This is a genomic window from Saccharopolyspora montiporae (assembly GCF_015209505.1).
Taxonomy (GTDB): domain Bacteria; phylum Actinomycetota; class Actinomycetes; order Mycobacteriales; family Pseudonocardiaceae; genus Saccharopolyspora; species Saccharopolyspora montiporae.
In genome coordinates this window covers 106860-132705 of the sequence record NZ_JADEYC010000012.1, presented here as the reverse complement: position 1 = coordinate 132705, position 25846 = coordinate 106860, and the positions used below count along the sequence as shown (strand labels likewise).

General features: G+C 72.4%; 27 protein-coding genes. 22 read left to right on the top strand and 5 right to left on the bottom strand.

Annotated elements, in window-relative coordinates; genetic code table 11:
- Nucleotides 1-195: 195 nt before the first annotated feature.
- The 9 genes from IQ251_RS08115 (at nt 196) to mutM (ending at nt 6050) form a co-directional block, all read left to right on the top strand.
- On the top strand, nt 196-726 hold the full coding sequence (locus IQ251_RS08115; protein ID WP_228046350.1) for a hypothetical protein: 531 nt from the start codon (nt 196-198) through the stop codon (nt 724-726).
- A 72-nt stretch (nt 727-798) separates the two neighbouring features.
- A complete protein-coding gene (gene rsmD / locus IQ251_RS08110; RefSeq protein ID WP_193927848.1) occupies nt 799-1356 on the top strand; it encodes a 16S rRNA (guanine(966)-N(2))-methyltransferase RsmD in 558 nt (185 codons plus the stop codon).
- Between the two features lie 94 nt (nt 1357-1450).
- Nucleotides 1451-1933: a pantetheine-phosphate adenylyltransferase gene (coaD, locus tag IQ251_RS08105; RefSeq protein WP_193927847.1), complete on the top strand. Its 483-nt coding sequence runs from the start codon at nt 1451-1453 to the stop codon at nt 1931-1933.
- 88 nt (nt 1934-2021) lie between these two features.
- Nucleotides 2022-2459: a guanyl-specific ribonuclease gene (locus tag IQ251_RS08100; RefSeq protein WP_193927846.1), complete on the top strand. Its 438-nt coding sequence runs from the start codon at nt 2022-2024 to the stop codon at nt 2457-2459.
- A gap of 195 nt (nt 2460-2654) precedes the next feature.
- Nucleotides 2655-3389 (top strand): DivIVA domain-containing protein, encoded by a 735-nt coding sequence (locus IQ251_RS08095; protein WP_193927845.1) that lies wholly within the window; start codon nt 2655-2657, stop codon nt 3387-3389.
- Nucleotides 3390-3591: 202 nt separating this feature from the next.
- On the top strand, nt 3592-4164 hold the full coding sequence (locus IQ251_RS08090; protein WP_193927844.1) for a YceD family protein: 573 nt from the start codon (nt 3592-3594) through the stop codon (nt 4162-4164).
- A gap of 2 nt (nt 4165-4166) precedes the next feature.
- The gene (gene rpmF / locus IQ251_RS08085; protein ID WP_193927843.1) at nt 4167-4349 is read left to right on the top strand and encodes a 50S ribosomal protein L32; all 183 of its coding nucleotides are present in this window, start codon (nt 4167-4169) and stop codon (nt 4347-4349) included.
- Nucleotides 4350-4363: 14 nt separating this feature from the next.
- Nucleotides 4364-5134 (top strand): ribonuclease III, encoded by a 771-nt coding sequence (gene rnc / locus IQ251_RS08080; RefSeq protein ID WP_193927842.1) that lies wholly within the window; start codon nt 4364-4366, stop codon nt 5132-5134.
- Nucleotides 5135-5192: 58 nt separating this feature from the next.
- Nucleotides 5193-6050: a bifunctional DNA-formamidopyrimidine glycosylase/DNA-(apurinic or apyrimidinic site) lyase gene (gene mutM / locus IQ251_RS08075; protein ID WP_193927841.1), complete on the top strand. Its 858-nt coding sequence runs from the start codon at nt 5193-5195 to the stop codon at nt 6048-6050.
- Nucleotides 6051-6095: 45 nt separating this feature from the next.
- On the opposite strand, the gene asnB is transcribed toward mutM, so the two are convergent.
- Complete coding sequence (gene asnB, locus IQ251_RS08070; protein WP_193927840.1) at nt 6096-7928, bottom strand: asparagine synthase (glutamine-hydrolyzing); 1833 nt, start codon at nt 7926-7928, stop codon at nt 6096-6098.
- 311 nt (nt 7929-8239) lie between these two features.
- On the opposite strand from asnB, the gene IQ251_RS08065 reads away from it, so the two are divergent.
- The 4 genes from IQ251_RS08065 (at nt 8240) to IQ251_RS08050 (ending at nt 11070) form a co-directional block, all read left to right on the top strand.
- Complete coding sequence (locus IQ251_RS08065) at nt 8240-8584, top strand: PE domain-containing protein (protein ID WP_193927839.1); 345 nt, start codon at nt 8240-8242, stop codon at nt 8582-8584.
- A 14-nt stretch (nt 8585-8598) separates the two neighbouring features.
- Entirely contained in the window at nt 8599-9546 is a 948-nt protein-coding gene (locus tag IQ251_RS08060; protein WP_193927838.1) for a hypothetical protein, read from the top strand.
- Nucleotides 9543-10346 carry an ESX secretion-associated protein EspG gene (locus IQ251_RS08055; protein ID WP_370591267.1) on the top strand — a complete coding sequence of 268 codons (804 nt, stop codon included), beginning with the start codon at nt 9543-9545 and terminating at the stop codon, nt 10344-10346. The genes IQ251_RS08060 and IQ251_RS08055 overlap by 4 nt, the downstream gene beginning before the upstream one ends.
- A gap of 109 nt (nt 10347-10455) precedes the next feature.
- Nucleotides 10456-11070, top strand: coding sequence for a nucleoside/nucleotide kinase family protein (locus IQ251_RS08050; protein WP_193927837.1), 615 nt, complete (start codon nt 10456-10458; stop codon nt 11068-11070).
- A gap of 6 nt (nt 11071-11076) precedes the next feature.
- Here IQ251_RS08050 and IQ251_RS08045 read toward each other — a convergent pair whose 3' ends face one another.
- The gene (locus tag IQ251_RS08045) at nt 11077-11265 is read right to left on the bottom strand and encodes a hypothetical protein (protein ID WP_193927836.1); all 189 of its coding nucleotides are present in this window, start codon (nt 11263-11265) and stop codon (nt 11077-11079) included.
- 33 nt (nt 11266-11298) lie between these two features.
- Here IQ251_RS08045 and IQ251_RS08040 point away from each other — a divergent pair, with 33 nt between their 5' ends.
- The 3 genes from IQ251_RS08040 to smc all read left to right on the top strand — a co-directional run bounded on the left by IQ251_RS08040 (nt 11299) and on the right by smc (nt 16020).
- The gene (locus IQ251_RS08040; protein WP_193927835.1) at nt 11299-11790 is read left to right on the top strand and encodes a hypothetical protein; all 492 of its coding nucleotides are present in this window, start codon (nt 11299-11301) and stop codon (nt 11788-11790) included.
- Between the two features lie 134 nt (nt 11791-11924).
- Nucleotides 11925-12209, top strand: coding sequence for an acylphosphatase (locus IQ251_RS08035; RefSeq protein ID WP_193927834.1), 285 nt, complete (start codon nt 11925-11927; stop codon nt 12207-12209).
- A gap of 118 nt (nt 12210-12327) precedes the next feature.
- Nucleotides 12328-16020 (top strand): chromosome segregation protein SMC, encoded by a 3693-nt coding sequence (smc, locus tag IQ251_RS08030; protein ID WP_193927833.1) that lies wholly within the window; start codon nt 12328-12330, stop codon nt 16018-16020.
- A 12-nt stretch (nt 16021-16032) separates the two neighbouring features.
- Here the strand turns inward: smc and IQ251_RS08025 are convergent, their stop codons facing one another.
- The 3 genes from IQ251_RS08025 to IQ251_RS08015 form a co-directional block, all read right to left on the bottom strand.
- On the bottom strand, nt 16033-16389 hold the full coding sequence (locus IQ251_RS08025; protein WP_193927832.1) for a hypothetical protein: 357 nt from the start codon (nt 16387-16389) through the stop codon (nt 16033-16035).
- A gap of 100 nt (nt 16390-16489) precedes the next feature.
- Nucleotides 16490-18001 (bottom strand): sodium:solute symporter, encoded by a 1512-nt coding sequence (locus IQ251_RS08020; RefSeq protein ID WP_193927831.1) that lies wholly within the window; start codon nt 17999-18001, stop codon nt 16490-16492.
- Nucleotides 17998-19170: an anhydro-N-acetylmuramic acid kinase gene (locus IQ251_RS08015; RefSeq protein WP_193927889.1), complete on the bottom strand. Its 1173-nt coding sequence runs from the start codon at nt 19168-19170 to the stop codon at nt 17998-18000. The genes IQ251_RS08020 and IQ251_RS08015 overlap by 4 nt, the downstream gene beginning before the upstream one ends.
- Nucleotides 19171-19349: 179 nt before the next feature.
- Here IQ251_RS08015 and ftsY point away from each other — a divergent pair, with 179 nt between their 5' ends.
- The 6 genes from ftsY to IQ251_RS07985 all read left to right on the top strand — a co-directional run bounded on the left by ftsY (nt 19350) and on the right by IQ251_RS07985 (nt 25796).
- Entirely contained in the window at nt 19350-20894 is a 1545-nt protein-coding gene (gene ftsY, locus IQ251_RS08010) for a signal recognition particle-docking protein FtsY (RefSeq protein ID WP_193927830.1), read from the top strand.
- A gap of 129 nt (nt 20895-21023) precedes the next feature.
- Nucleotides 21024-21704 carry a FadR/GntR family transcriptional regulator gene (locus tag IQ251_RS08005; RefSeq protein WP_193927829.1) on the top strand — a complete coding sequence of 227 codons (681 nt, stop codon included), beginning with the start codon at nt 21024-21026 and terminating at the stop codon, nt 21702-21704.
- Nucleotides 21705-21761: 57 nt separating this feature from the next.
- Nucleotides 21762-22979: a CynX/NimT family MFS transporter gene (locus tag IQ251_RS08000; RefSeq protein ID WP_193927828.1), complete on the top strand. Its 1218-nt coding sequence runs from the start codon at nt 21762-21764 to the stop codon at nt 22977-22979.
- Nucleotides 22980-23101: 122 nt separating this feature from the next.
- The gene (locus IQ251_RS07995) at nt 23102-24424 is read left to right on the top strand and encodes an ammonium transporter (RefSeq protein WP_193927827.1); all 1323 of its coding nucleotides are present in this window, start codon (nt 23102-23104) and stop codon (nt 24422-24424) included.
- Nucleotides 24421-24759: a P-II family nitrogen regulator gene (locus IQ251_RS07990; RefSeq protein WP_193927826.1), complete on the top strand. Its 339-nt coding sequence runs from the start codon at nt 24421-24423 to the stop codon at nt 24757-24759. The genes IQ251_RS07995 and IQ251_RS07990 overlap by 4 nt, the downstream gene beginning before the upstream one ends.
- A 404-nt stretch (nt 24760-25163) precedes the next feature.
- Nucleotides 25164-25796, top strand: a complete 633-nt coding sequence (locus IQ251_RS07985) for an AAA family ATPase (protein ID WP_370591266.1) — start codon at nt 25164-25166, stop codon at nt 25794-25796.
- Nucleotides 25797-25846 lie beyond the last annotated feature (50 nt).

Genomic DNA, 25846 nt, shown 5'->3' with positions numbered 1-25846 from the left:
GATGGAGCCCGCAGCCGCGTGGGCAGATGGATCCCGCAGCCGCGTGGGCAGATGGAGCCCGCAGCCGCGTGGGCAGATGGATCCCGCAGCCGCGTGGGCGGGTTCGTCCGCCAGGCAGATGCACTCCATCGGGGAACCCCCGCGAGCCGCCGGTGCCGCTAGGTTGTACGGCGAAGGCGATCACCGGGGGTATCGATGCTCATTGTCGCTCTGCGCGCCGCCGGCGCGGTTCTGCTCGTGCTCGCACCGGCAGCGGTCGCCGCCCCGGCCACCGCGCAGCCGGCCGCGGATGTGCGCGGGATCGATTGGCACGATGCGGAATTCGAGGTCCCGCGGGTCGGGCCGTGTCCGCAGCAGCACGTGCGGTTCAGCGGGGGCGCGGCCCGCACGGACGGCTGGGTCTACCGGTTCACGCCCGAACGCGGGATCGACTATGCCGACGTGACCGGGGATGGCACCGAGGACGTGCTGGCCCTGGTCGACTGCGGTCCGCCCCGCTCGGAGTACTCCACAGCGCTGGTGGCGCTGACCAGATCGCCCGACGGGTCGGTCGTGCCGCTGGGCACGGTGGTCTCCCCGGGCACCTGGCGGCAGGTGCCGGTGGACTTCACCACCTGGCACGGCGATGTCGCGGTCACGCTGACCGATCAGGACACCGGCGCGCGCTGGAACGAGTACCACCGCTGGGTCCCGGACCTGGGCGGATTCGCCCGCATTGACGGGTGACCGGCACCGGTGGCGGTCGCCCGCCGACGGCCCGCCGCCGCCGGGGGACCGGGCCGGTGCCACGATGAACCGGTGACGCGGATCGTGGCCGGCACCGCCGGGGGAAGGCGCATCGAGGTGCCGCAGCGCGGTACCCGGCCCACCTCCGACCGGGTGCGCGAGGCGCTGTTCAGCTCGTTGGAGTCGACCGTGCAGCTGGCCGGTGCCCGCGTGCTCGACCTCTACGCCGGTTCGGGGGCGCTGGGCCTCGAAGCGCTGTCCCGCGGTGCCGCGCGGGCGGTGTTCGTGGAGTCCGATCGCCGGGCCGCCGGTCTGCTGCGCAAGAACGTCACCGCGCTCGGCCTGCCCGGGGCCGCCGTGCTGCAGGTGACCGCGCGCACCGCGCTGGCCGAAGCGCCGGACGAGCCGTGCGACGTGGTGCTGTGCGATCCGCCCTACGACGTCCCCGGTGCCGAGTTGGCGCAGGTGCTGGAACTGCTGGTGCGCAACGGCTGGACCGCGCCGGGAACACTGGTGGTCGTCGAGCGGTCCGCGCGCGGCGAACCGCCGGACTGGCCGGAGCCGCTGCGACCGCTGCGCTCCCGCCGCTACGGCGAGACCGAGGTGCACCGGGCCGAGCACGGCGACTGACCGGGCCCGCGGCGGAAACCCGGCCGTTGGCCTGCGGTGACCCGCGCCACGCGCCTGTCCGGCCGGTGTGGCCGCGGTGCTACCGTGCGCCCTCATGAGGCGTGCGGTGTGCCCGGGTTCGTACGACCCGGTGACCAACGGGCATCTGGACATCATCGAGCGGGCCGCCCGCCAGTTCGACGAGGTCACGATCGCCGTGCTGATCAACAAGAGCAAGAAGACGCTGTTCTCCGTCGAAGAGCGGCTGGAGATGCTGCGCGAGGTCACCGCGGGCTACCCGAACGTGCGGATCGACTCCTGGCACGGCCTGCTGGTCGACTACTGCAAGACCAACGGCATCGGGGCGATCGTCAAGGGGCTGCGCGCCGTCAGCGATTTCGACTACGAGCTGCAGATGGCGCAGATGAACCAGCGGCTGTCCGGGGTGGAGACGCTGTTCATGTCCACCAACCCGGTCTACAGCTTCCTGGCCAGCTCGCTGGTCAAGGAGGTCGCCACCTACGGCGGCGATGTCTCCGAGCTGCTGCCGCCGACCATCGAGCAGCGGATGCGCGAACGGCTCGCCGAACTGTCCTGATCCCGGGCTGGGAGTGCGCCGGTCCGGACACTTCGGGTTCACGCCAATTCCGCTCCGTGATCATCCGGTGTCGGTACCGTGCTCGACCATGAAGTGGATCACCACGAAAGCAGCCGGGCTCCTGCTGGCGGGTCTGCTCGCGATGGCGGGCCTGCTCGGGGTCCAGGCCACCGCAGCAGCGCTGTCCCCGGACCGGGGCGCTGTCGGCGTCGTCCAGCAGGCCCCGTGCGGGGACACCGCCGAGTTCGAGCAGGTGGACCTGTCCGCGCTGCCGCCGGAGGCAGCCGACACGGTCGGTCTGATCGAGCAGGGCGGCCCGTACCCGTACCCGCAGGACGACGAGGTCTTCCAGAACCGGGAGGGCATCCTGCCCGACTGCGATGACGGCTACTACCGGGAGTACACGGTGGAGACGCCGGGCAGTCCGGACCGCGGAGCGCGCCGCTTCGTCGTGGGCGAGGGCGGCGAGTTCTTCTACACCGACGACCACTACGAGAGCTTCCGCATCACCGACACCAACGCCTGACCGCGCCCGCCCGGACCGGGCCCGGCCCCGCGCGGCCGGGCCCGGTCCGCGCGCGTGCGCGGACACGCGGGTCGCCGATTTGCCGCGCGCACCGGGCCGGTGCGGGCAGACTGGACGTGCGACAGCCCGTGATCGTCGGCTGCGGGTGTCTGAGATGCTTGCCTCCGCGGCGGCCACGACTGCAGGGAGATCAAGGTGTACCGGGTGTTCGAGGCGCTCGACGAGCTCGTGACGATCGTCGAGGAGGCGCGCGGCGTGCCGATGACGTCCGGCTGCGTGGTTCCGCGCGGGGACGTGCTGGAACTGCTGGACGACGTCCGCGACGCCATCCCGAAGGAGATGGACGATGCGCAGGACGTCCTCGACCACCGCGACGAGGTCATCTCCACCGCCGAGTCCAAGGCCGACAAGTCGCTGACCGACTCCCGCACCGAGGCCGAGCGCACGGTTTCCTCCGCCCGCGCGGAGGCCGAGCAGATGCTGGCCGAGGCGCGCGAGCAGGCCGACGCGCTGCTCGCCGACGCCCGGGCGCAGGCCGAGCAGACCGTCACTTCCGGGCAGCGCGAGTACGAGGATCACGTCAGCCGGGCGCAGTCCGAGGCCGACCGGATGGTCCAGGCCGGCCGCGCCGCGTACGACCAGTCGGTGCACGAGGGCAAGTCGGAGCAGGCCAAGCTCGTCGCCGACACCGAGGTCGTGCACGCCGCCAACGTCGAGTCCAAGCGGATCGTCGAGCAGGCGCACGAGGACGCGGAGCGGCTGCGCGGGGACTGCGACTCCTACGTGGACTCGCGGCTGGCCGAGTTCGAGGACCTGCTCGGGCGCACGCTGCGCACGGTCGGCAAGGGACGCCAGCAGTTGCGCAGCCCGATGAGCGCGCCGTTCGACTACGAGGAGTGGCGTCCGGAGAGCTCCGCGGACAGCAATTGAGCCGCTCGCGACCGGTTCCGGCGTCGGTGGACCTGCTGTCGTCGTGCTTCGCGCGTCGCGTACGCTGGTTTGGCTGGCCTCGGGTGACGGCCACCGACCGGTCCCGCCGGTCCGGTGCGCGACCCGGACGGCCGCGTCGGCCGGAGCCCGGTCGACCAACAGGTCGGAACAGATCACCTCGTCGAAAGCACTGTCGGTACTGATGTCGCAGAACCACGAAGCGCGCACCCCGCAGGGTGGACCGTGGGTGATCGACGCCCGTGAGATCGGCCACCAGCCGGGCAGCAGCCGTTCCTACCAGCGCAGCGCCCCGGCGCCGGCCGGTTTCGGGCTGGATCTGATCAAGGTCGCCGAGGGCGATCCGGTGGAGCTCGACCTGCTGGCCGAATCGGTGGTCGAGGGCATCCTGGTGTCCGGGACCGCGTCCGCGCAGCTGACCGGCGAGTGCGCCCGGTGCCTCGACCCGGTCGCGGATGAGGTGGAGGTGCAGGTCAGGGAGCTGTTCGCCTATCCGGACAGCGCCACCGATTCCAGCACCGACGAGGACGAGGTCGAGCGGATCGTGGACGATCTGATCGACCTGGGGCCGGTGGTGCGCGACGCCGTGCTGCTGTCCTTGCCGTCGGCCCCGGTCTGCTCCCCGGACTGCCCGGGACTGTGCTCCGGGTGCGGTGCGAAGTGGGCCGAACTCGACGCCGACCACACGCATGAGACGATTGACCCCCGCTGGGCCGCGTTGAAAGAGCGGTTCGGCGGTACCGAGGAGGAGAACTAGTCGTGGCCGTCCCCAAGCGCAAGATGTCCCGGTCGAACACCCGTCACCGCCGGTCGCAGTGGAAGACCTCGGCGCCGACGCTGGTGGAGTGCTCCAACCGCTCCTGCCGTGAGCCGAAGCTGCCGCACGTGGTCTGCCCGACCTGCGGTCAGTACGCGGGCCGCCAGGTCACGCAGCCTGCTTGATCGGTGGTCGTGTAGTGGGGGGAAAGCAGTCGCGGGCGCGGAACGTCGACCGGGCCCCGTTGTTGGCAGCGCTCGGCGTCGAGCTCGACGCCGAGCTGCTCACGCTCGCCCTCACCCATCGCTCGTACGCGTATGAGAACGGCGGTCTGCCGCCGAACGAGCGACTGGAGTTCCTGGGCGACGCGGTACTCGGCCTGGTGATCACCGACCGGCTCTACACCGAGCATCCCGACCTGCCCGAGGGGCACCTGGCGAAGCTGCGGGCGAGCGTGGTCAACATGCACGCGCTGGCGAGCGTGGCGCGCGGTCTCGGCGACGGCGGTCTGGGGCAGTACCTGCTGCTCGGCCGGGGGGAAGAGCTGACCGGCGGCCGGGACAAGGCGAGCATTCTGGCCGACGGGCTGGAGGCGGTGCTCGGTGCCGTCTACCTGCAGAACGGGATCGGTGTCGCGCGCGATGCCATCCACCGGCTGTTCGAGCCGCTGCTGGCCGAGGCGCCCCGCCGCGGGGCAGGGCTGGACTGGAAGACGAGCCTGCAGGAGCTCACCGCGGCCGACGCGCTCGGCGTGCCGGAGTACCGGGTCGAGGAAGAGGGCCCGGACCACCGCAAGGAGTTCAGCGCCTACGTCTCCGTGGGCGGCCGAGACCTGGGACGCGGGGACGGCACCACGAAGAAGGAAGCCGAGCAGAAGGCCGCCGAGGCTGCCTGGCGCGCGCTGTCCGCCGAGAAGCGCGGGGAGCAGTCCGGCGAGCAGGCGGGTTCCGCGGACTCCGCTTCCGCCTGACTGCGTCCACGACGGCCCGGCCCGCGGGTGCCCGCGCGGCGTGGGCGAGGATGTCGGCGTGCCAGAACTTCCAGAAGTCGAGGTCGTCCGCCGCGGAGTCGCCGAGCACGCGGTCGGACGCACCGTGTCCGGTGCCGAGGTTCTGCATCCGCGCGCGGTGCGCAGGCATCTGCCCGGCCCGCGGGATTTCACCGCCCGGTTGGCCGGTCGTGAGGTGACCGCGGTGCGCCGCCGGGGCAAGTACCTGTGGTTGGTGCTGGACCGGTCCGAGGCGGTGGTGACGCACCTGGGGATGAGCGGTCAGCTGCTGTTCCAGCCCGCGGGTGCTCCGGACGAGAAGCACCTGCGGGTGCGGGTGCGGTTCACCGACGACGGGCCGCAGCTGCGGTTCGTGGACCAGCGCACGTTCGGCGGGCTGCACCTGGCCGAGCTGGTCGAGACCGGGGGCGGGCACGTGCCGCAGCCCATCGCGCACATCGCACCCGATCCGATGGATCCCGGTTTCGATGTGGCGGACCTGGTCGCCCGCATCCGGCGCAGGCGCACCGGGATCAAACGGGCGTTGCTGGACCAGGGACTGGTCTCCGGGATCGGCAACATCTACGCCGACGAGGCGCTCTGGCGCGCGCGGCTGCACTGGGCCGAGCCCACGGCCGAGCTGCCCGCCGAGCGGATCCGCGAGCTGCTCGCCGAAGTCACCGCGGTGATGCGCGATGCGTTGGATGCGGGCGGTACGTCGTTCGACGCGCTCTACGTCAACGTCAACGGTGAGTCGGGCTACTTCGACCGCTCGCTGGCCGTGTACGGCAAGGCCGACGGTGCCTGCCCGCGGTGCGGGGCCGCCGTCCGCCGGGATCCGTTCATGAACCGCTCCGCCTACAGCTGCCCCGTCTGCCAACCGCAACCGCGCAGCTGACGGACGGCCCCGCGCCCTTGTGGTGGGGCGCGGGGCCGGGGTTCGTCAGAGCTTCACGGCGGGCTGGTGCTGGTCGAACCAGACGCTCATGTCCAGCGCGCGTTCGAACGCGTACCTGGCGGCGGGGTCCAGCTGCGCGGTGTCCGCCTCGGTCTGGCTGCGCAGGGTCTGCTCGTCGAGCAGGGACAGCGCCGGGTTGTCTTCGGACAGCAGCTGCGCCACCTGGCTCTGCAGCGCGGCCACGTACTTCGGGTCCTGAGTGGACGGATACGGGCTTTTCACCCGGTCCACCACCGACCGCGGCAGCGTGTCAGCGGTCGCGCGGCGCAGCAGACTCTTCTCCCGCCCGTCGAACGTCTTCAGCGACCAGGGCGCGTTGAACGCGTACTCCACCAGCCTGTGGTCGCAGAACGGGACGCGGACTTCCAGCCCGACGGCCATGCTCATCCGGTCCTTGCGGTCCAGCAGGATCCGCACGAAGCGGGTCAGGTGCAGGTAGCAGATCACCCGCATGCGCCGCTCGAAATCGCTTTCTCCGGGCAGTTCCGGGACTGCCGAGCGTGCGGTGCGGTAGCTGTCGGCCACGTAGGACTCCAGGTCCAGGGCGGAGGCGACCTCCGGGGACAGCACGCTGCTGTGCGCGCCCTGTTCCTGGACGGCGGCCAGCCACGGGAACGTGTCGGCCCGCTGCACCTGCGGATCGTGGAACCACTTGTACCCGCCGAAGACCTCATCGGCGGACTCCCCGGACAGCGCCACGGTGGAGTGCTCGCGGATGGCCTTGAACAGCAGGTACAGCGACTGGTCCATATCGCCGAGCCCCATCGGGAAGTCGCGCGCCGCCACGGCGGCCCGGCGGACCTCCGGATCGGCCAGCGCGTCCGGGTCGAGCACGATATCGCTGTGCGCGGATCCGACGTGCTCGGCGACGTCCCGCACGTAGGGACCATCCGGGGTGGCGCGCATCGGGTCCGGCACGAAGTTCTCGGTCTGCCCCAGGAAGTCCACCGCGAAGCTGCGGAGCTGCTCACCGCTCGCCGCGAGCTGCCGGCCGGCGAGCGCGGTGATCGCGCTGGAGTCGAGCCCGCCGGACAGCAGCACGCAGCGCGGCACGTCCGAGATGAGTTGCCGGGAGACGATGTCGTCGAGCAGCTCGCGCACGTGGGCGACGCTGCCGTCTTGGTCGTCGGTGTGCTGGTTGGCCTGCAGCCGCCAGTAGGTGTGCTCGTGCAGCCCGGTGCGGTCGGCGGTCAGCACGGTGCCCGGCTCGACCTCGCGCATCCCGGCCCACACGGCCTGGCGGGGGGTTTTGACCATGGCGAACAGCTCGCGCAGCCCGTCGGCGTCGACGACCTTCTCGGCCAGCGGGTTGGCCAGGATCGCCTTGGGTTCGGAGCCGAACAGCACGCCGTGCTCGGTGGGGTAGTAGTACAGCGGTTTGATGCCCATGCGGTCGCGGATCAGCAGCAACCGGTCTTCGCGCGCGTCCCAGACGGCGAAGGCGAACATGCCGTTGAGGTGCTCGGCGACCTGGGCGCCCCATTCGAGGTAGCCGTGCAGCACGACCTCGGTGTCGCTGTCGGTGTCGAAGCGGTGCCCGCGGCGGCGGAGTTCGGCGCGCAGCTCGTCGTAGTTGTACGCCTCACCGCTGTAGACGATGGCGACCGCGCCGTCCGGCGTCTCGGCCTGCATGGGCTGCGTGCCGCCGGGCAGGTCGATGATGGCGAGCCTGCGGTGGCCCAGTGCCGCGTGCGTGCGCACCCAGGTGCCGCCGGCGTCGGGGCCGCGGCAGCTCATCGTCGCGCACATCGCATCGATGGTCGGTTGTTCGCGGGTCAGGTCGCGCTGGAAGTCGATCCAGCCGGAGATGCCGCACATGGCTGAACTCCTCGCGGTTCGGAGAGTGGTGCCCGCTGTTCGCGGGGTGGGCCGCCGAGCGGGCGGGAAAGCGCTTTCGCCCGGTTCGTGTTCCGGTGCCCACTTAATTAGCCATGTTAACGAGTTTGTTGCATCGATGAAACCAGTTTCCGGAGTGAAGCCTCCCACGCACAAAACGTCCACGACGTGCGAAAAGCGCCGCATTCGAACAATTGCCCCGCCGGGTCGTGAAGCGCTGATCCGGATTCCGGGCTGGTGCTAAGGTCGGCGGCCGACCCGCTCGATCACTGCCGACACCCGGGAGTTGCGCGATGTCCCCGTCCACTCCGCCGGCCGGTGTCGACGTCGATCCGGACGGCATCCAAGTGGCCGCCGCGGACGTGCGCGCGGCGGCGCAGCACGCGCGCGAACGGCTGGTCGAGCTCCGCGATCGCGTCCAGGTGCTTCCCCCGGCAGCCGATCCGGTCAGCACCGCCGCCGCGCAGAGGTGGCAGGAGACCCTCGTCGCCGGGGAGCGGTCGCACTTCGGGGCGCTGCTGCAGCGGGTGGCGGAGATCGAGGAATGGTGCCGTCGGCTGGACCACATCGCCGACGAATACGCGGCCGCCGAGGCGGGAGCCGCGCATCCGCTGCAGCAGCTCCAGCGCGAGGCGTGAGAGTGGGGAAACCGGTGGCGGAATCGGAATTCGAAGCAGCGCGCGATCTGCGGTTCGACGGATTCGGGCTCGCGCAGCTGGCGCAATTCGCCGAGCGGTTGCGGTCCGGGCGTGGAGCGCAGGCGGTGCAGCAGGCGCACGCGGACCTGGCCGAGGCCGACCGGATCGTGGCCGAGCTGGAGGACGTGCTGCGCACCAGCACCGACCGGCTGTCCGCCGCCTGGCAGGGCGAAGCCGCCGAGCAGGCGCGCGATTCCGCCCGGCAGCACGCCGCCGGTCTGCAGGAGTCCCGCCAGGCGCTGACCGCGGCCGCGGACGGGCTCTCCGGGCTGCAGCACGACTACGAAGCGGTGCGCAACGCGTTGCCCGGTGCCGGTGACCCCGCGGCACCGGCCACCGACCTCTCCGAGTGGCCGCGCAGCCCGTTCGGCTACGAGCACGACCAGCACGCAGGCGCCGAACGCGCCGACGAGCAGCAGCGCGCTACCCGAGCTGCGCTGGAGAACTATCGGGATGCGGCTCTGGGGCGGTTCGCGGAGCACGATCCCGCGGGCACCGCGGTGCAGAACGCCGACGCCGCGGCGGAGCCCGGAACCGCCGAGCCGGACGCGGGCACCGCCGTCGGCGTCGGCGGAGGCGGTGCTGCGCTGGCCGGATCCGCGGCGATGGCGATGCCGCCGATGATGGGTGCGGGCGGAGCGGGTGCCGGCGGTCGCCCCCGCGGTTCGGCGCCGAGCGCGGCGGACGGGTTCGCCGCGACGGAGCCCCATCCGGTCGACCGGGTGCCCGGCGGGGTGCTGGAACCTCCCGCGCCGGAGGCGGAAGTGCCGGACGACGCCTCCGCGGCGGACGCATCCGCCGATGTGCCGGTGACTCCGTTCGACGACGGCCGCGCGGCAGCGCCCCCGGTGATCGGTGCCGGGACCATCGACCCCGATGACCAGGAGTGGGAGCCGCGGTGACCCGTCCCGGAGCGGTCGGCGAACCGGTCGTGCTCTCCAGCGCCGAATTCGACGTCGTCTGTGCGGCCGAAGGTCGCACCGACCGGCGCGCCCTGGTGCTCGACGTGCCCAGCCCGGGCACGACCGGGGCCGAGCGCGCGCACCTCGTGGCGCAGGTCTGGTCGGAACTGCGCGCCCGCGGACTGGCCGAACCCGGCCGCGACCGCGCCGCACCGGACCTGGCCGACCTGCTGGCCGCCCTCGACCGCCCGCACCGCTCGGTGGACGTCCGGATCTGGGCCGACCGCCCGATCCGCGCCCAGGCTGCGGCGGGTGCCGCGGCCGTGCTGGCGATCGTGGACACCGACCTCGTCGAACTGCACCCGATCCGGCCGGGCGGCCTGGTGGAGGCGGCGGTGTCCGTCGCCGGGGACGCCGCCGCGGGGGCGGGGCGCTCGGTGAGTCTGCCGAACGAGCACTTGCGGGAGGCCGGTCGCCTCGTCGGGCCGGACGACCCGCAGGAGCTCGGGTATGAACTGCGTGCGCTGGGCGTTGCCCCGGACGACGCGGTGGACGTCGCGAACATGGTCTCCGGGATGGGCATGCGCGGTCAGTTCGGCGCCCAGATGGCCGACCGCCGCGGCGGCCGCGCCGAACGCGCCCGCGGAGTGGTGGGTTTCCACGACACCCCCGGCGGGCGCTACCTGCACGTGCTGCGCGGTGCCGCCGATCGCCGGGAGTGGAGCACCGTCGCTCCCGCCGACAACGCGCGCATCGCCGAATACGTCATCGAGCTGTTCGACGTCCTCGACCGGGGTTGACCGCCTACCCGCGGCGCACCGGTATCTTGCCGGCACCGGTGCCGCGGCGGCGGCCCGGACCGGCCCCGTGCGGCCGGGTCTCGCGGAAGGGCGGTGCGCTGTGACCCCGATGGCGGAGTTGTTCGCCCGCGCTCGTGCGCTCGCCGAAACCGGGCGTCGCAGCGTGCTGGGCATCACCGGGGCGCCGGGCGCGGGCAAGGGGACCGTGGCCGAAGCCGTGCTGGCCGAGCTCGGGCCCGCGGCCGTCATCGTCCCGATGGACGGGTTCCATCTCGCCAACGCTGAACTGGACCGGCTCGGACTCGCCGAGCGCAAGGGAGCGCCGGAAACCTTCGACGCCGCCGGGTACGTCGCGCTGCTGCGCCGGCTGCGCGCGGGCGGGCGGGGCACGGTGTACGCACCGCGCTTCCACCGCGAGGTCGAGGAGTCCTTCGCCGCCGAGATCGCCGTCCCGGCCGAGGTCCCGCTGGTCATCACCGAGGGCAACTACCTGCTGCTGGACCGCGAACCCTGGTCGCAGGTGCCCGGGCTGCTGGACGAGTGCTGGTACCTCGCCCCGGACGAGGAGCTGCGCGTGCGGCGGCTGATCGACCGGCACGTGCGGCACGGCCGCACCCCGGAGCAGGCCCGGCGGTGGGTGCTGCGCAGCGATGAGCGCAACGCCGGGCTGGTGGCGGCCACCAGCGACCGCGCCGATCTCGTGGTGCGCGGCGACCCGGGCTGACCGCGTTCAGCGGCGCAGCTCGCTGCGGACGTCGTCCGGGATGCGCCCGGTGTGGTCGATCGGTGTCCACGGCTCGCTGCGCACCCACTGCGAGCCGCAGCCGCGGCAGGCCAGCAGCGGCAGCCCGTCCAACTCGCGCGGCGTGCGGTGCCAGGAGCACAGCGACCGGCAGGCGTGCACGGCCAGGTCGGTCATGCCGGGGACTCCGTCGGGGAGGTCGGCGGACCCGTGGTCTCCGTGGGCGGCCCGGTCGGCTCCGTTGGTTCCTCGGTCGGTTCGGTCGGTTCCGGCGGAGGCGTGCTGCTGCTCGGCGGCTCGGTCGGCTCGGTCGTGGGTTCGCCCGGATCCGAGGTGCCGGTCGGCCGCGGCGGGTCGGTCGGCTCGGGTGGTGGGGCGGACGGGGTGTCCTGCGGCGGTTCGGGCGGTGGGGCCGGATCCGCGGTGGAACTCGCCGTCTCCGCCGCGCTGCTGCTCGCCGTCGTGGGACCGGGTGCGTCCGCGGGTGGTGGCGGTGGCGGGGGTGCGGCCGGCCGGAAGGTGGAGCCGGGCGCGCTGCTCGCGGACGACGTCGGGGTCACCACGATGTCCGGGCTCGCCTCCTCGCGCTGCCCCGACCCGGCCACCATGGCCGCGGTCGTGGCGAAGATCGTCGCCGCGGCCAGGCCGGACGCGGCCAGTACGACGAAGCGCTTCGGTCCGGCGTCGCGCTCCTGCTGCTGAAGCGGATCCATCTGCCACCCCCAGGTCCGTCCTGCGCGAGCAACCGTAGCGATCCGAGCCGCCCGTGCGTAGCCCAGGTCCCGCGCGCGGGCCCGGCGGGTTTCCCGCGGGCGCCGCCGAGGCATCATGCGGGGGTGACGGATGCGCAACGAACACGGCTGACCGCATGGGTGCACGGCCACGTGCAGGGAGTGGGTTTCCGCTGGTGGACCCGCTCCCGCGCACTGGAACTCGGCCTCGTGGGCAGTGCGGCCAACCTGCCGGCCTCCCGGGTGGAGGTGGTCGCCGAAGGTCCGCGCGAGGCGTGCGAGCAGCTGCTGGCCCTGCTGCGCTCGGAGCGGACCCCGGGCCGCGTGGACCACGTCGCGGAGCAGTGGTCGGACCCCCGGGGTGGTCTGACCGACTTCGTGGAGCGCTGAACCCGCGCCGAAACGCGCAATCCGCGGTTGTGCACCGGGCCGGGTGCGGTGAGCGGTAGGCTCGCGGCGCACCCCACCGGACGCCGTGCCGACCAGGCGGAAAGGTCGATCGCCAGCCGTGCACCTCAAGAGCCTGACGCTGAAGGGTTTCAAGTCCTTCGCCTCGGCCACCACGCTGCGCTTCGAACCCGGCATCACCTGCGTGGTGGGCCCCAACGGGTCCGGCAAGTCCAACGTGCTGGACGCGCTGACCTGGGTCATGGGCGAGCAGGGCGCGAAAGCCCTGCGCGGCGGCAAGATGGAGGACGTCATCTTCGCCGGGACCTCCGGGCGGGCTCCGCTGGGCCGCGCCGAGGTCACGCTGACCATCGACAACGCCGACGGCGCGCTGCCCATCGAGTACACCGAGGTCTCGATCACCCGGCGCATGTTCCGCGACGGCGCCAGCGAGTACGAGATCAACGGCAACACCTGCCGGTTGATGGACGTGCAGGAACTGCTGTCCGACTCCGGCATCGGCCGGGAGATGCACGTGATCGTCGGGCAGGGACAACTGTCCACGATCCTGCAGGCCAAACCGGACGAGCACCGCCGGCTCATCGAGGAAGCTGCGGGCGTGCTCAAGCACCGCAAGCGCAAGGAGAAGGCCTTGCGCAAGCTGGATTCGATGCAGGCCAACCTGACCAGGTTGACCGACCTCACCAGCGAGTTGCGCCGGCAGCTCAAGCCGCTGGGCAAGCAGGCCGAGATCGCCCGCAAGGCGCAGACCGTGCAGGCCGACCTGCGCGACGCCCGGCTGCGACTGCTGGCCGACGACCTGCTCAGCGCTCGTGCGGAACTCGCCCGCGACGAGGCCGACCAGGAAGCCGCGCGCGCCCGCCGCACCGAGGTGGAGCGCGACCTGCAGTACGTGCAGTCCGAGGAGAAGACCCTGGAGGAGCAGGTCGCCGCCGACGCGCCGAAGCTCAACCAGGCCCAGGACACCTGGTACCGGCTGTCTGCGCTGGAGGAGCGGCTCAACGGCACGCTGCGGCTGGCCGCCGAGCGCCACCGGCACCTCACCGCGCAGACCGAGGAGCACCGGCAGGGCCGCGATCCCGAGCAGCTGGAAGCCGAAGCGGAGGAGGCCGCCGAGCAGGAGATCGAGCTGCGCGAGGCGATGGAGCAGGCGCGGGAGAACCGCGACGGCATCGCGCAGCGCCGGGCCGAGGCGGAAACCGGGCTGCAGCAGGCCGAACAGGCGCACATGGCCGCGGTGCGCGCCATCGCCGACCGGCGGGAGGGCGTGGCCCGGCTCTCCGGTGAGGTCGAGTCGATGCGCAGCAAGGCATCGGCGACCGCGGAGGAGGGCCAGCGGCTATCGGTGACGCTGGAGGAGGCGGCCGAGCGCGCCGCCGAAGCCGAGCGCGCACACTCCGAGGCCGCTGCCGAGACCGGCGGGTACGACGAGGACGACGCGGGACTGGAGGAGCGCCGGGTGGGCGCCGCCGAGGCCCGCGACGCCGCGCGGACCCGGGTCGAGGAGCTGGTCAAGGCCGAGCGCGCCGCGGAGCGGGAGATCGCCTCCTGGCAGGCCCGGGTGGACGCGCTGTCGATGGGGCTGCAGCGCAAGGACGGCGCCGGTGCGCTCATGGCCGCGGGCGAGCGCGTGCCCGGACTGCTGGGTTCGGTGGCCTCGCTGCTGACCGTGGAATCCGGCGCCGAGGCCGCGCTGGCCGCCGCGCTCGGCGCCGTGGCCGACGCGGTCGCCGTGACCGGTGTCCCGGACGCGGTGACCGCGGTGCAGCTGCTCAAGACCGACGAGTCCGGCCGGGCCGGGGTGCTGGTCGGTGGTTCCGGCGCTGCGGGAGGGCGGGACGGCTGGCCGCAGCTGCCCGCCGGTGCCGCGTGGGCCGTGGACCTGGTCGAGGCCCCGGATTCCGTGCTGGCCGGTCTGACCAGCGCACTGGACCGGGTCGCCGTGGTGGATGACCTGGCGGCGGCGGGTGACCTGGTGGCCGCGAACCCGGACGTCCGCGCGGTCACGCGCAGCGGGGACGTGCTCGGCGCGCACTGGGCCAGCGGCGGTTCCGACGACCAGCAGAGCATGATCGAGGTGCAGGCCGCGGTCGACGAGGCGAACGAGCAGCTGCTCGCCGCGCAGCGCAAGCTCGAACAGCATTCGGCTGCGTTGGAGGGTGCGCGGGCCGACGAGCAGGCGCGCCGCGATGAGGTCCGTGCCGTGCAGGAGCAGATCAACGACGCCAAGGTGCGCAAGGCCCGCAGCTCCGAGCGGTTGTCCAGCCTGGAGAAGGCCGCGAAGTCCGCGGCGTCCGAAGTGGAGCGGGTGCGCCAGCAGCGCGCGAAGGTCGAGCAGTCGCGCGAGCAGGCGCTGGCCAAGCTCGCCGAGCTGGAGGAGCGGCTGTCGGCGGTCAAGTCCGAGCAGGAGGAGGCCGCCGAACCGGACACCGCCGAGCGCGACCGGCTCAACGCCGAGCTCACCGAGCTGCGCCAGCAGGAGATGGACGCCGGCCTGGCGCTGCGCACCGCCGAGGAACGCGCTCGGGCAGTGCAGGGCAGGGCCGATCAGCTGCGCCGCACCGCGCGGCACGAGCGGGAGTCGCGGGCGCGCGCCGAAGCCGCGCGCAAGGCGCGGGAGAAGGCGGCCCGGGTCGCGGCGACGGTGGTCGAGGGCAGTGAGACCGCGCTGGCGCGGATCTCCCGTTCGCTGCAGGCCGCCACCTCCGAGCGGGACCGGGTGCAGGCGCTGCAGGCCGAGCACGAGCAGGCGCTCAGCGCGGTGCGCAGCCGGGTGCGCGAGCTCTCCGGCGAGTTGGAGAAGCTCACCGACGCGGTGCACCGAGACGAGGTGGTGCGCGCCGAGCAGCGGCTCAAGATCGAGCAGTGGGAGACCAAGGCCATCGAGGACTTCGGCATCGGGCTGGATGACCTCGCCCAGGAGTACGGCCCGGAGGTCGCGGTGCCGCCGAGCCCGGCCGAGGTCGCCGAGTACGAAGCGGCCAAGGAGCGCGGCGACCAGGTCAGCGCGCCGCCGTCGGTGCCCTACGACCGGGACACCCAGGAGCGTCGGGCGAAGAAGGCGGAGAAGGACCTGTCGCTGCTGGGCAAGGTCAATCCGCTGGCGCTGGAGGAGTACGCGGCGCTGGAGGAGCGCTACAAGTTCCTGTCCACGCAGCTGGAGGACGTCAAGGAGACTCGGCGCGACCTGCTCGGCGTGGTCAAGGAGGTCGACGAGAAGATCCTGGAAGTCTTCACCTCCGCGTTCCACGACGTGGCCGAGGAGTTCAAGAAGGTCTTCGAGGTGCTGTTCCCCGGCGGGGAGGGGCGGTTGACGCTCACCGATCCGGAGGATCCGCTGAGCACCGGCGTCGAGGTCGAGGCGCGGCCGCCGGGCAAGAAGGTCAAGCGGCTGTCCCTGCTGTCCGGTGGCGAGAAGTCGCTGACCGCGGTGGCCATGCTGGTGGCGATCTTCCGGGCCAGGCCGTCGCCGTTCTACGTGCTCGACGAGGTCGAGGCCGCGCTGGACGACACGAACCTGCGGCGGTTGATCACCTTGCTGGACCAGCTGCGCGGTACCTCGCAGCTGCTCATCATCACGCACCAGAAGCCGACGATGGAGATCGCCGACGCGCTCTACGGCGTCACCATGCGCGGCGACGGCATCACGCAGGTCATCTCGCAGCGGTTGCACGGGGAAGGCGGGCGCCGCCCGGATCCCGCGGCGGAGGTGGATCCCGGTGCGGACGCGGGAGTCGGTGCGCCGGAAGCGGATTCCGCTGCCGAAGCTCCGGCGGACCCGGCCGCGGACTGAGCCCGGTTCCGCTCAGCCCGCGCCGAGCGCGCGGCCGACCGCGAAGGCGACCAGGGCGGCGACCGCGGCGGCACCGGCGACCACCGACCAACCCGGCGGGTGCACCTCGGCGGGGGCGGGCAGCGGATCCGCGGGCCAATCCGGGTTTTCGACGTCCCAGCTCTCGAAGTCCCCGTCCTCGAAGTCAGCGGGGTCGAAGTCCGCGGGCTCGGCGTTGCGGTGCTCCGCGAACCACTGCGCCTGCTCGGCCAGCCGCCCGCACGGCTCGCACTCCTGCACGTGGGCGTGCACGGCGACCCACTCGATGCCGTCCAGCTGCCCGTCGGCGTAGCGCTCCAGGTCCCGCACGCCGGTGTGCTGGTCCTGCATCCCCAGCCCCCTCCTGGTGCCGGTCGCCGCCGGTACGCGGCGTGCTCGCCGGTGCAGGGTAGCTCCGGACGGCCGTGCCGTGCGGGATCTTTCGATCAGCTCACCGCGCCGGGGTGTCGTCGGCGGTCCGCTCGGCGGTGCGCCGCGAGCGGGGCAGGAGGGACAGCGCCCCGCCGACGACCAGGGTCACCAGCACACCGATCGGCGTGTACCAGGGGAACGCCAGCGGAGCCGAACCGCCCTCGCCGTCCGGGAACGACACACCGAAGGCCAGGTACAGCACGACCACCAGCGTGACCAGGAACGCGATCACCGCATCGCGTTGCCGCGCGCGCTTGACCAGCAGGCCGAGCAGGAACGCGCCGAGCAGCGAGCCGTAGGTGTAGCTGGCGATGCTCAGCCCGACCTCCACCACCGGGTTGTCCGTCCCGCTGAACAGGGACGCGAACAGCACGAAGACCACGGCCCACACCAGCGTCCAGACCTTGCCCAGCCGCAGCACGGCGGGATCCGTCCGATCGCTGCCGGTGAACCTCCGGTACAGGTCGCTGACCGTGGAGGTGGACAGCGAGTTCAGCGAGGAGGACAGCGTGCTCATCGCCGCGGCCAGGATCCCGGCGATGAGCAGTCCGGACAGCCCGGGCGGCAGCTCGGTGACGATGAACCGGGGGAAGAGCTCGTCATCGCTGGACAGCCCCAGGGAGTCGGGGCTCGCCCCGGCGTAGTGCGACCACAGCATGCTGCCGATCAGCAGGAACAGGCCGAACTGCAGCAGCACGACGAATCCGCTGACGATCAGTGCCAGCTGGCTCTCCCGCAGGTTCCGGCACGCCAGCAGGCGCTGCACCATCAACTGGTCCGCGCCGTGCGAGGCCATGGTGAACACGGCACCGCCGACGACCGCGGTCAGGAAGGCGTACTGCTCGACGGCCACCGGGGATGCGAAGTCGAGCAGTTGGAACTTGCCCTGTTCGGCGGCGCTCGCCATCCAGTCCGCGGGCAGCTGCCCGGCCAGCACGACAGCCGCGACGATCGCCCCGCCCACGTACACGGCCATCTGCACCACGTCGACCCACACCACCGCGCGGATCCCGCCGAGGTAGGTGTAGATCACCGTGAGCACGGCCAGCGCGGTCACGATCTGCCAGTAGGAGACGTCCAGCCCGGAGAGCTCCAGCATCACCTTCACCGGGATCGCGGTGGCGAACAGCCGCAGGCCGTCGGCCAGCAGCCGGGTCACCAGGAACGTCACCGATGCCGTGCCCTGCATGCCGCCGCCGAACCGCCGGCCGAGGAATTCGTAGGCGCTGACCAGGTTCCCGGCCCAGTACTTCGGAAGCAGCACGTAGGCCACCAGGAACCGGCCGAGCACGTAGCCCACGGCCAGCTGCAGGTAGGTGAAGGTGCCCAGGTAGGCGACGGTGGGCACGCTGATCACCGTCAGCGTCGAGGTCTCGGTGGCCACCACGGAGAAGCACACCGCCCACCACGGCAGCTTGCGGTCACCGACGAAGTAGTCCTGCGCGCTGCGCTGGCGACCGCTGAGCAGGACACCGAGTACCGGCATCGCCGCCAGGTACACCACGATCACGGTCAGGTCGAGGGCTCTCATGGCTGCTCCGGTTCGGTCTCGGCGGGCAGGACGAGCAGTTCGCGCGGGCGCTGCTCGGCCGGTTCGGGCATGCGCAGCGGTTCGGCCCCGGGCGTGACGCTGCCCAGCAGCCGGGGGCCGGCGGCGCCGGTGGCGGCGGGCACGTCCGCGGCGATCCCGTGCCAGGTGAGCACGCCCAGCAGTGCGGTCAGCAAGGCTTCCTTGTCGTCGGCGGGCATCCCGAACTCGTCGCTGGTGCGCAGCGGGATCGGGTCCAGCCGGGAGCGCAGGGCGGTCAGCAGCACCGGGTTGTGCACCCCGCCGCCGGACACGACCACGCCCGCGGCACCGAGGTCGCGGCAGGCGGCCGCCGCGGTCTCCGCGGTCAGTTCGGTCAACGTCGCGAGCAGGTCGGCCGCGTCGATCGGGGTGCCGAGCCGGTGCAGCGCGGCGTCCAGGTGCGCTGCCCCGAAGTGCTCCTTGCCGGTGGATTTCGGCGGCGACCTGCGGTAGTAGGGATCGTCCAGCAGCAGGTCGAGCAGATCCGCGTGAACATGCCCGGAGCCGGCCAGCGCGCCGCCCGCGTCCTGCGGGATCCCGGTCGCCCGCTGCGCGGCGAGGTCCAGCAGCGCGTTGCCGGGGCCGGTGTCGAAGGCCAGCGTCCTGCCGGGACGCGCGAGGGTGAGGTTGGCGATCCCGCCGAGGTTCAGCGCCACATCGGCGAATCCGGTCCCGGGCAGCCACAGCGCGTCCAGCACCGCCGCCAGCGGTGCGCCCTGCCCGCCCGCGGCGACGTCCCGGGCGCGGAAGTCGGCGACGACCGGCAGGCCGGTGCGTTCGGCGATCCACGCGGGCGCCCCCAGTTGCAGGGTGCCGCGGGCGCGGCCGTGCGCGTCGATCCAGTGGTGCGCGGTCTGGCCGAGCGAGGCCACCAGATCGGCCCGGCCCCCGGCGAGCTCGGTGCCCGCGACGGCGGCCCGCGCGAACCGCTCGCCGATCCGGGTGTCCAGCCGGCACAGCGCGCCGGCGTCGCAGTCCCTGCCGGACGTGGCGCGCACGAGCTCGTCGCGCAGGCCGGCGGGGTAGGGCGTGCTGGTGCTGCCCAGGTGGCGCAGCCGGATCGTGGTTCCGTCCAGGACCACTTCGGCGGCGGCCACGTCGATGCCGTCCATCGACGTGCCGGACAGCATCCCGATCACCCGCCACGCGCGCACCGTTGTGGTGTATTGCACGCGAGGTGCCCGGTGCAAGGACTTGGCGCGGTTCGGCCGGGGTGTTTCGCACCCGGTCCGGGGAACTCCGGCATCGCACCGGTCGGCGCGGCGGGGCGTGTTCGGGCGAGTGAATCAGCAGGTGGGAGGATAGCCGGGTGGATACCACTACCCTGATCGTGATCATCGTCGCCGTCGTCGTGGTGCTGGCGGTCGCCGTGGTCGCCGGGATCGTGCTCGGCCGCCGCAGGCGGATCGACCTCAGCGAATCCGAGGAGATCACCACCAAGTCCGATTCCGCGCAGGGCGGCGGTTATCAGGCCGGGGGCGGCATCAGCCTGTCCAGCGGCGCAGGTGCGACGACGGCATCGCCGCGGCCCGCCGAGGAGTCGGACGGCGAGCGCACCGAGGAAGGCAAGCCCGGGATCGGCGATGACGCCGCGGTACCGCGTGACGCCGAGCGGCAGGGGATCGTCGACGTCGAGCTCCCCGAGGAGCCTGCCGCGACGACCGACGAGACCGCTGCGCGGGTGCCGGAACAGGAAGCCCCGGCCGAACCGGAGACCGCGGCAGAACCGGAGACCCCACCCGAACCGGAGACCCGGGCCGCGGACCAGTCCGCCGCGACCGATGACACCGCGACGCAGGTGCCCGAGCAGTCGGCCCCGGCGGAACCCGCAGAGCCCGAGCCCGCAGCGCCGGAAATCGCGGCGCCCGAGCAGCCTGCCCCGGAACCGGCGGCACCGGCCGAGGAGCGCGAGGAGATCGCCCCCACCTCGGGTCGGCTGGAGCGGATGCGCGGACGGCTGTCCCGGTCGCGTTCCACGTTCGGTCAGGGCCTGCTCGGCCTGCTGGGCGCCGGTGACCTCGACGAGGACTCCTGGGAGGAGATCGAGGACACGCTGCTGATGGCCGATCTCGGCGCGGCCACCACGACCGAGGTCATCGAGCGGTTGCGCACCGAGATCGCCTCGCGCGGGGTGCGCACCGCGGATCAGGCGCGGGCGCTGCTGCGCGAGGTTCTGGTGGACCAGCTGGGCCCGGACATGGAGCGCTCGTTGCAGGCGCTGCCGCACGGCGATCCCGCCGACGGCGGCAAACCCGCGGTGCTGCTGGTCGTCGGGGTCAATGGCACCGGCAAGACCACCACGACCGGGAAGCTGGCGAGGGTGCTGGTCGCCGACGGGCGCACAGTGCTGCTCGGCGCGGCCGACACGTTCCGCGCCGCCGCGGTCGAGCAGCTGGCCACCTGGGGCCACCGGGTGGGCGCCGAGGTCGTGCGCGGCAACGAGGGAGCCGACCCGGCCAGCGTCGCCTTCGAGGCGGTCAGCCGCGGCGCGGACACCGGCGTGGACACCGTGCTGGTGGACACCGCGGGCCGGCTGCACACCAAGACCGGCCTGATGGACGAGCTGGGCAAGGTCAAGCGCGTGGTGGACAAGCGCGCCCAGGTCGACGAGGTACTGCTGGTGCTGGACGCGACCACCGGGCAGAACGGCCTGACCCAGGCGCGCGTGTTTTCGGACGTGGTGGACGTGACCGGCATCGTGCTGACCAAGCTGGACGGAACGGCCAAGGGCGGCATCGTCTTCCAGGTGCAGCGCGAGCTCGGCGTGCCGGTGAAGCTCGTCGGGCTCGGCGAGGGCCCGGACGATCTGGCGCCGTTCGAGCCGGGGGCGTTCGTGGACGCGCTGCTGGACTGAGCCGAGCGGCGACTTCCGGGCCTCGGGGCGGTGACCGCTCCGGGGCCCGTCGTCGTTCGGGGGTCGGTGAGACGAGGACCATGCCGAGGGCAGTTGTCTAATGACTGATGTCCGACATAGTGTCCCGGTATGCGATCGGTCGGTCGGCGGTCCTCGGTGGACGAGGTGATCGGGCAGCTCAACGAGCAGCTGGCCGCCGGCGCGTGGGCTCCCGGCGAGCGCATACCCACCGAGCACGAGCTGGTGGCCGAGCTCGGGGTCAGCCGCGCGGTCGTGCGCGAAGCGGTCCGCGCGCTGGTGCACCTGGGGACGCTGGAGACCCGGCAGGGTGCGGGCACGTTCGTGGTCAGCGCAGCGGATCCGGTGCCGATGCTGCGCCAGCTGCGGCTGGCCGAGCTGCGCGACGTCTTCGAGGTGCAGTTGGCCTACGACGTGCAGGCTGCTCGACTGGCGGCCTTGCGCCGCGACGAGGACGACCTGGCACGGCTGCGCGCGCTGCTGGACGCGCGGGACCGGGCGCACTCGCCGGAGGAATTCGGCAGCGCCGACGCGGACTTCCACTGCGCGATCGTCGAGGCGGCGCACAACCCGCTGCTGCTGGAGATGTACCGCTACCTGCTCGGCAGGCTGCGGGAGGGGTTGGCGCAGCTGCGCACGCACGGCGAGCTGGCCGAGGCGGGGCCGCATGCGCACCGGAGCTTGCTGGAGGCCATCGAATCGGCAGACCCGGCCGCCGCCATGGCAGCCGTGCAGGAAGTGATCGAACCCAGTCTGCGCTCGCTCGGCGACATGCTGGGCGAGCGGCGCTGACCGGACCCGTGTCGCCGCACCGCGGCCGCGGAGCACGCCCGAGGGGGAGAGTTCGCAGTGAGTACCGAAGTCCGGCAGCCGCCGGTGTCTCGCACGGCCGGAGCCGTCACGCTCTTGCTCGTGGTGGTCGTCGCGTTGGCGTTGCGTCCGCCGTTCACCGCGGTGGCGCCGCTGCTGGCGGATATCCAGCGCGGACTCGGCGCGTCCCCGGCTTTCGCGGGGGTGCTGACCACGCTGCCGGTGGTGTGCCTGGGGGCGTTCGCTTTCGTGGCCCCGCACCTGCGCCGCCGGTTCGGTGATGAGCGGGTGCTGGTCGGCTGCCTGGTGGTGCTGCTGGTGGGCAACGCGCTGCGGGCCGCGGGGCCGGCGTGGACGCTGCTGGCGGGCACGGTGATCGTGGGCGCCGGGATCGCGGTGGCCAACGTGGCGCTGCCGGGCCTGATCAAGCGGGACTTCCCGGATTCCGTGGCACTGGTGACCGCCGCCTACACGGTCTGCCTGACCCTCGGCGGTGCGGTCGCGGCCAGCGCGGTGGTGCCGATCGCCGGTGCGCTGGACTCGCCGTGGCGAGCCCCGCTCGGTCTGCTGGCGGTTCCGGTGCTCGTCGCGCTGCTGATCGGTGCCGTGGTGCTGCGCCGCGGTGCCGGGGTCCCGCCGCTGCCGTCCAGCCCGGGCCTGCTGTGGCGGAATCCGCTGGCCTGGCAGGTCACCGTGTTCATGGGTCTGCAATCGGCGATGGCCTACGTGGTGTTCGGCTGGCTCCCGTTGATGCTGCAGAGCCGCGGGATGGCCCCGGAGCTGGCCGGTCTGGCGCTCGGCGTGCAGGCCGGGGTGCAGGCGGTGGGCTCGATGCTCATCCCGGCGCTGTGCCGCAGGTTGCGCGACCAGCGTCCGCTCGTGGGCGTGCTGGTGGTGTTCGTCGTGGTGGGCTTCACCGGGATCGTGCTCGGGCCGGGGGGCGCGTGGCTGTGGATCTTCACCGTCGTGCTCGGTGTGGCGCAGGGTGGTGCGTTCGGGCTCGCGCTGACGCTGTTCGGGTTGCGCGCCCCGGACAGCGACACCACCGCGGCGCTGTCCGGAATGGCCCAGGGTGGCGGATATCTCATCGCCGCGGCGGGTCCGCTGCTGATCGGTCTGGTGCACGAGTCCTCCGGAGGATGGACCGCTCCGCTGGTGCTGCTGCTGGCCTGCTGCGCAGGTTGGTTGGTCGCCGGGATGTTCGCCGCGCGGCCGGTGCAGGTGCCCTCGGTGGTCGATTGCGAAACGCGGAGTTGATCTGAAAATCCCGTCGTAACCGGGAGCGGCGGGGTTTTCACGCACTCGCAACGGCACGACGGATCGCCGGAAACAGGAACTCCCCAGACTGCGGCGCAACTCGGTCCGCACGGGGAGGCAATGTGAATTCAGGTGACACCGCTTGGGTGCTCATGAGCGCGGCTCTGGTGCTGCTCATGACGCCCGGCTTGGCTTTCTTCTACGGCGGCATGGTGCGTTCGCGCGGCGTGCTGAACATGCTGATGATGTGCTTGGGCAGCATCGGCGTCGTCGGTGTGCTGTGGGTGCTGGTGGGCTATTCCATGGCGTTCGGCAACGATGTGGGCATGGGCCTGCTGGGAAATCCCGCGGAGTTCTTCGGACTCGGCCAGCTGCTCGGTGACGACCAGTTGTCGGGCACCATCCCGACGATGGCCTTCGTCGGTTTCCAGGCCATGTTCGCGATCCTCACGGTCGCGCTGATCGCCGGTGCGATCGCCGATCGCGCCCGCTTCGGCCCGTGGCTGCTGTTCACGGTGCTGTGGGCCGTGATCGTCTACTTCCCGGTCGCGCACTGGGTGTTCGCTTTCGACGAGGACGACGGCTCGGTCCGGGGCGGGTGGATCGCCAACAGCCTGGAGGCGGTCGATTTCGCCGGTGGTACCGCGGTGCACATCAACGCGGGTGCCGCCGCGCTGGCGCTGGCCCTGGTCCTGGGGCGGCGCACCGGTTGGCCGAAGGACCCGGGCAAGCCGCACAACCTGCCGTTCGTCGTGCTCGGCGCGGGACTGCTGTGGTTCGGCTGGTTCGGGTTCAACGCCGGTTCGGCACTGGCCGCGGACGCGTCCGCGGCGACGGTGCTGGTGAACACGCTGGTGGCCACCAGTGCGGCGATGCTGGGCTGGCTGGTCGTGGAGCGCTTCCGCGACGGGCATGCCACCACGCTCGGCGCGGCGTCGGGCATCGTGGCCGGTCTTGTGGCGATCACCCCGGCCTGCTCCTCGGTGACGCCGCTCGGCGCGATCGCGGTGGGCGCGATCACCGGTGCGGTCTGCGCGCTGGCGGTGAGCCTCAAGTTCCGGTTCCGCTACGACGACTCGCTCGACGTGGTGGGTGTGCACCTCATCGGTGGTCTGGTCGGCACGTTGCTGGTCGGCCTGTTCGCCTCGCCGGACGCTCCGGAGGGTGTGGTCGGCCTGTTCTACGGCGGTGGTGTCGATCAGCTGGGGCGCCAGGCGGTCGGTGCGATCGCCGTGCTCGCCTACTCCTTCGTGGTCAGCCTGGTGCTGGCGCTGGTGGTCAAGGCACTGGTCGGTTTCCGCGCCACCGTCGACGACGAGGCCGTGGGCATGGACGAGACGGAGCACGCCGAGGCCGCTTACCACTTCGGGGACGACCCGGTGGGCCGCCGTGCGGCGGTGGCCGAAGGCGATGTCGACCGCGAACTGGAGGCGAGCCCGAGATGAAGTTGGTGACGGCGATCGTTCAACCGTCCAAAATGGACGAGATCAAGGAATCACTCGGCAGGCTGGGTGTGCTCGGCATGACGGTCAGCAGGGTGCACGGCTACGGCAGGCAGAAGGGGCGCACCGAAGTCTACCGGGGTGCCGAGTACCCCGTGGACTTCATCGAGAAGTCCCGGGTGGAGATCCTGGTCGGTGAATCCACTGTGGACAAAGTGGTGGACGGCATCAGTACGGCCGCGCGCACCGGCGAGGTGGGTGACGGCAAGGTGTGGGTGACGTCGGTGGACTCGGTCACCCGGGTCCGCACCGGGGAGGTCGGGGAGGACGCGATCTAGCCGCGTAGCGCGGTGTCCGGGGGTGCGCTTCGCCGCACCCCCGGATGCGTGTCCGCACCCGCCCGTCCCGCTCCGGGGCGGGCTCTTTCGTCTCGCGGGCAGCGGCGAGTGATCACCCCCGGCGATATCTGCGTAGCACTACGCAGCGGGATTCGAGGGGGTTCACGGTGCCCGCGCGCCGTTCGGACCGGCAGACTCCTTGTCATGACGCGGTGATCGCGGGGAGGCGGTGAGAGCCCCGCCCGTTCTGGGGGTCGGGCGGGGAGCACCGGCGGCACGCGCGCTGTTGGGGGAAAGGACGGGGTGGCCCGCGCGGGGGAGGCGGGCCACCCCGTCGGCATAGCGGCGGTCGGGCCGCTCGCAGGCGAGGACCAAGATCGACAACCGGGTAGCCTGGCTACGTCGTGGACGTTTCGGATGCGCCCGTCGAGGCATGCTTACCCCCGGAGTTGCGCGTCGGTCGCCGCTCCCTCGTCGTGCTGGCCGGGATGCCCGGCGCGGGCAAGAGCACGGTCCTGGCCCGGCTGCGGGCGCCCGCGGGCTGGCCGGTGCTGGATTCCGACCAGGTGCGGGCGCGGCTGCGCCACGGCCCGCTGGGTCGGCTGCCGTACCGCTGGTACCGGCCGCTGGTGCACTTCGCGCACCGGGCGCGCATCCTCTGGTGCTGCGCGGTCTCGGGTGCGCCCGTCGTGGCGCACGAGCCGGCCACCCGGCGCAGCACCCGGGCGCTGCTGGCGCTGTTCGGCGCCGCCACCCGGCGCGAGCGGGTGCTGGTGTGGCTGCACGCCGAACCGCACGAGGCGCTGGCCGGCCAGCGCGCCCGCGGCCGGATGATCCGCGAGCGCTCCTTCCGCAGGCACGTGCGGCGGGCGCTGCGGATGCACCGCAGGCTGCTGGACGGGCGGCCACTCCGCGGCTGGCACCGGGTGCACCTGCTGTCCCGCACGCAGGCCGGACGCGGTGTGCGGGTGGCCGCGCACGGTGAGCTTCATCCCGTTCGGCGGGGTGGCGGGCACGGCCGCGGCGGCGATCGCTAGGCTGGAGCCCCGGTGCCGCGGGCCTCCGCGACACCGGGCTGAAGTATCGA

Excerpts from the sequence above, each read along its gene's own strand:
- IQ251_RS08115 (WP_228046350.1), top strand. The coding sequence starts at position 196 with ATGCTCATTGTCGCTCTGCGCGCCGCCGGCGCGGTTCTGCTCGTGCTC.
- IQ251_RS08090 (WP_193927844.1), top strand. The coding sequence starts at position 3,592 with ATGTCGCAGAACCACGAAGCGCGCACCCCGCAGGGTGGACCGTGGGTG.
- coaD (WP_193927847.1), top strand. The coding sequence starts at position 1,451 with ATGAGGCGTGCGGTGTGCCCGGGTTCGTACGACCCGGTGACCAACGGG.
- IQ251_RS08050 (WP_193927837.1), top strand. The coding sequence starts at position 10,456 with ATGGCGGAGTTGTTCGCCCGCGCTCGTGCGCTCGCCGAAACCGGGCGT.
- IQ251_RS08025 (WP_193927832.1), bottom strand. The coding sequence starts at position 16,389 with ATGCAGGACCAGCACACCGGCGTGCGGGACCTGGAGCGCTACGCCGAC.
- IQ251_RS08005 (WP_193927829.1), top strand. The coding sequence starts at position 21,024 with ATGCGATCGGTCGGTCGGCGGTCCTCGGTGGACGAGGTGATCGGGCAG.
- IQ251_RS08045 (WP_193927836.1), bottom strand. The coding sequence starts at position 11,265 with ATGACCGACCTGGCCGTGCACGCCTGCCGGTCGCTGTGCTCCTGGCAC.
- IQ251_RS08100 (WP_193927846.1), top strand. The coding sequence starts at position 2,022 with ATGAAGTGGATCACCACGAAAGCAGCCGGGCTCCTGCTGGCGGGTCTG.
- IQ251_RS07990 (WP_193927826.1), top strand. The coding sequence starts at position 24,421 with ATGAAGTTGGTGACGGCGATCGTTCAACCGTCCAAAATGGACGAGATC.
- IQ251_RS08020 (WP_193927831.1), bottom strand. The coding sequence starts at position 18,001 with ATGAGAGCCCTCGACCTGACCGTGATCGTGGTGTACCTGGCGGCGATG.
- asnB (WP_193927840.1), bottom strand. The coding sequence starts at position 7,928 with ATGTGCGGCATCTCCGGCTGGATCGACTTCCAGCGCGACCTGACCCGC.
- IQ251_RS08015 (WP_193927889.1), bottom strand. The coding sequence starts at position 19,170 with ATGCTGTCCGGCACGTCGATGGACGGCATCGACGTGGCCGCCGCCGAA.
- IQ251_RS08065 (WP_193927839.1), top strand. The coding sequence starts at position 8,240 with ATGTCCCCGTCCACTCCGCCGGCCGGTGTCGACGTCGATCCGGACGGC.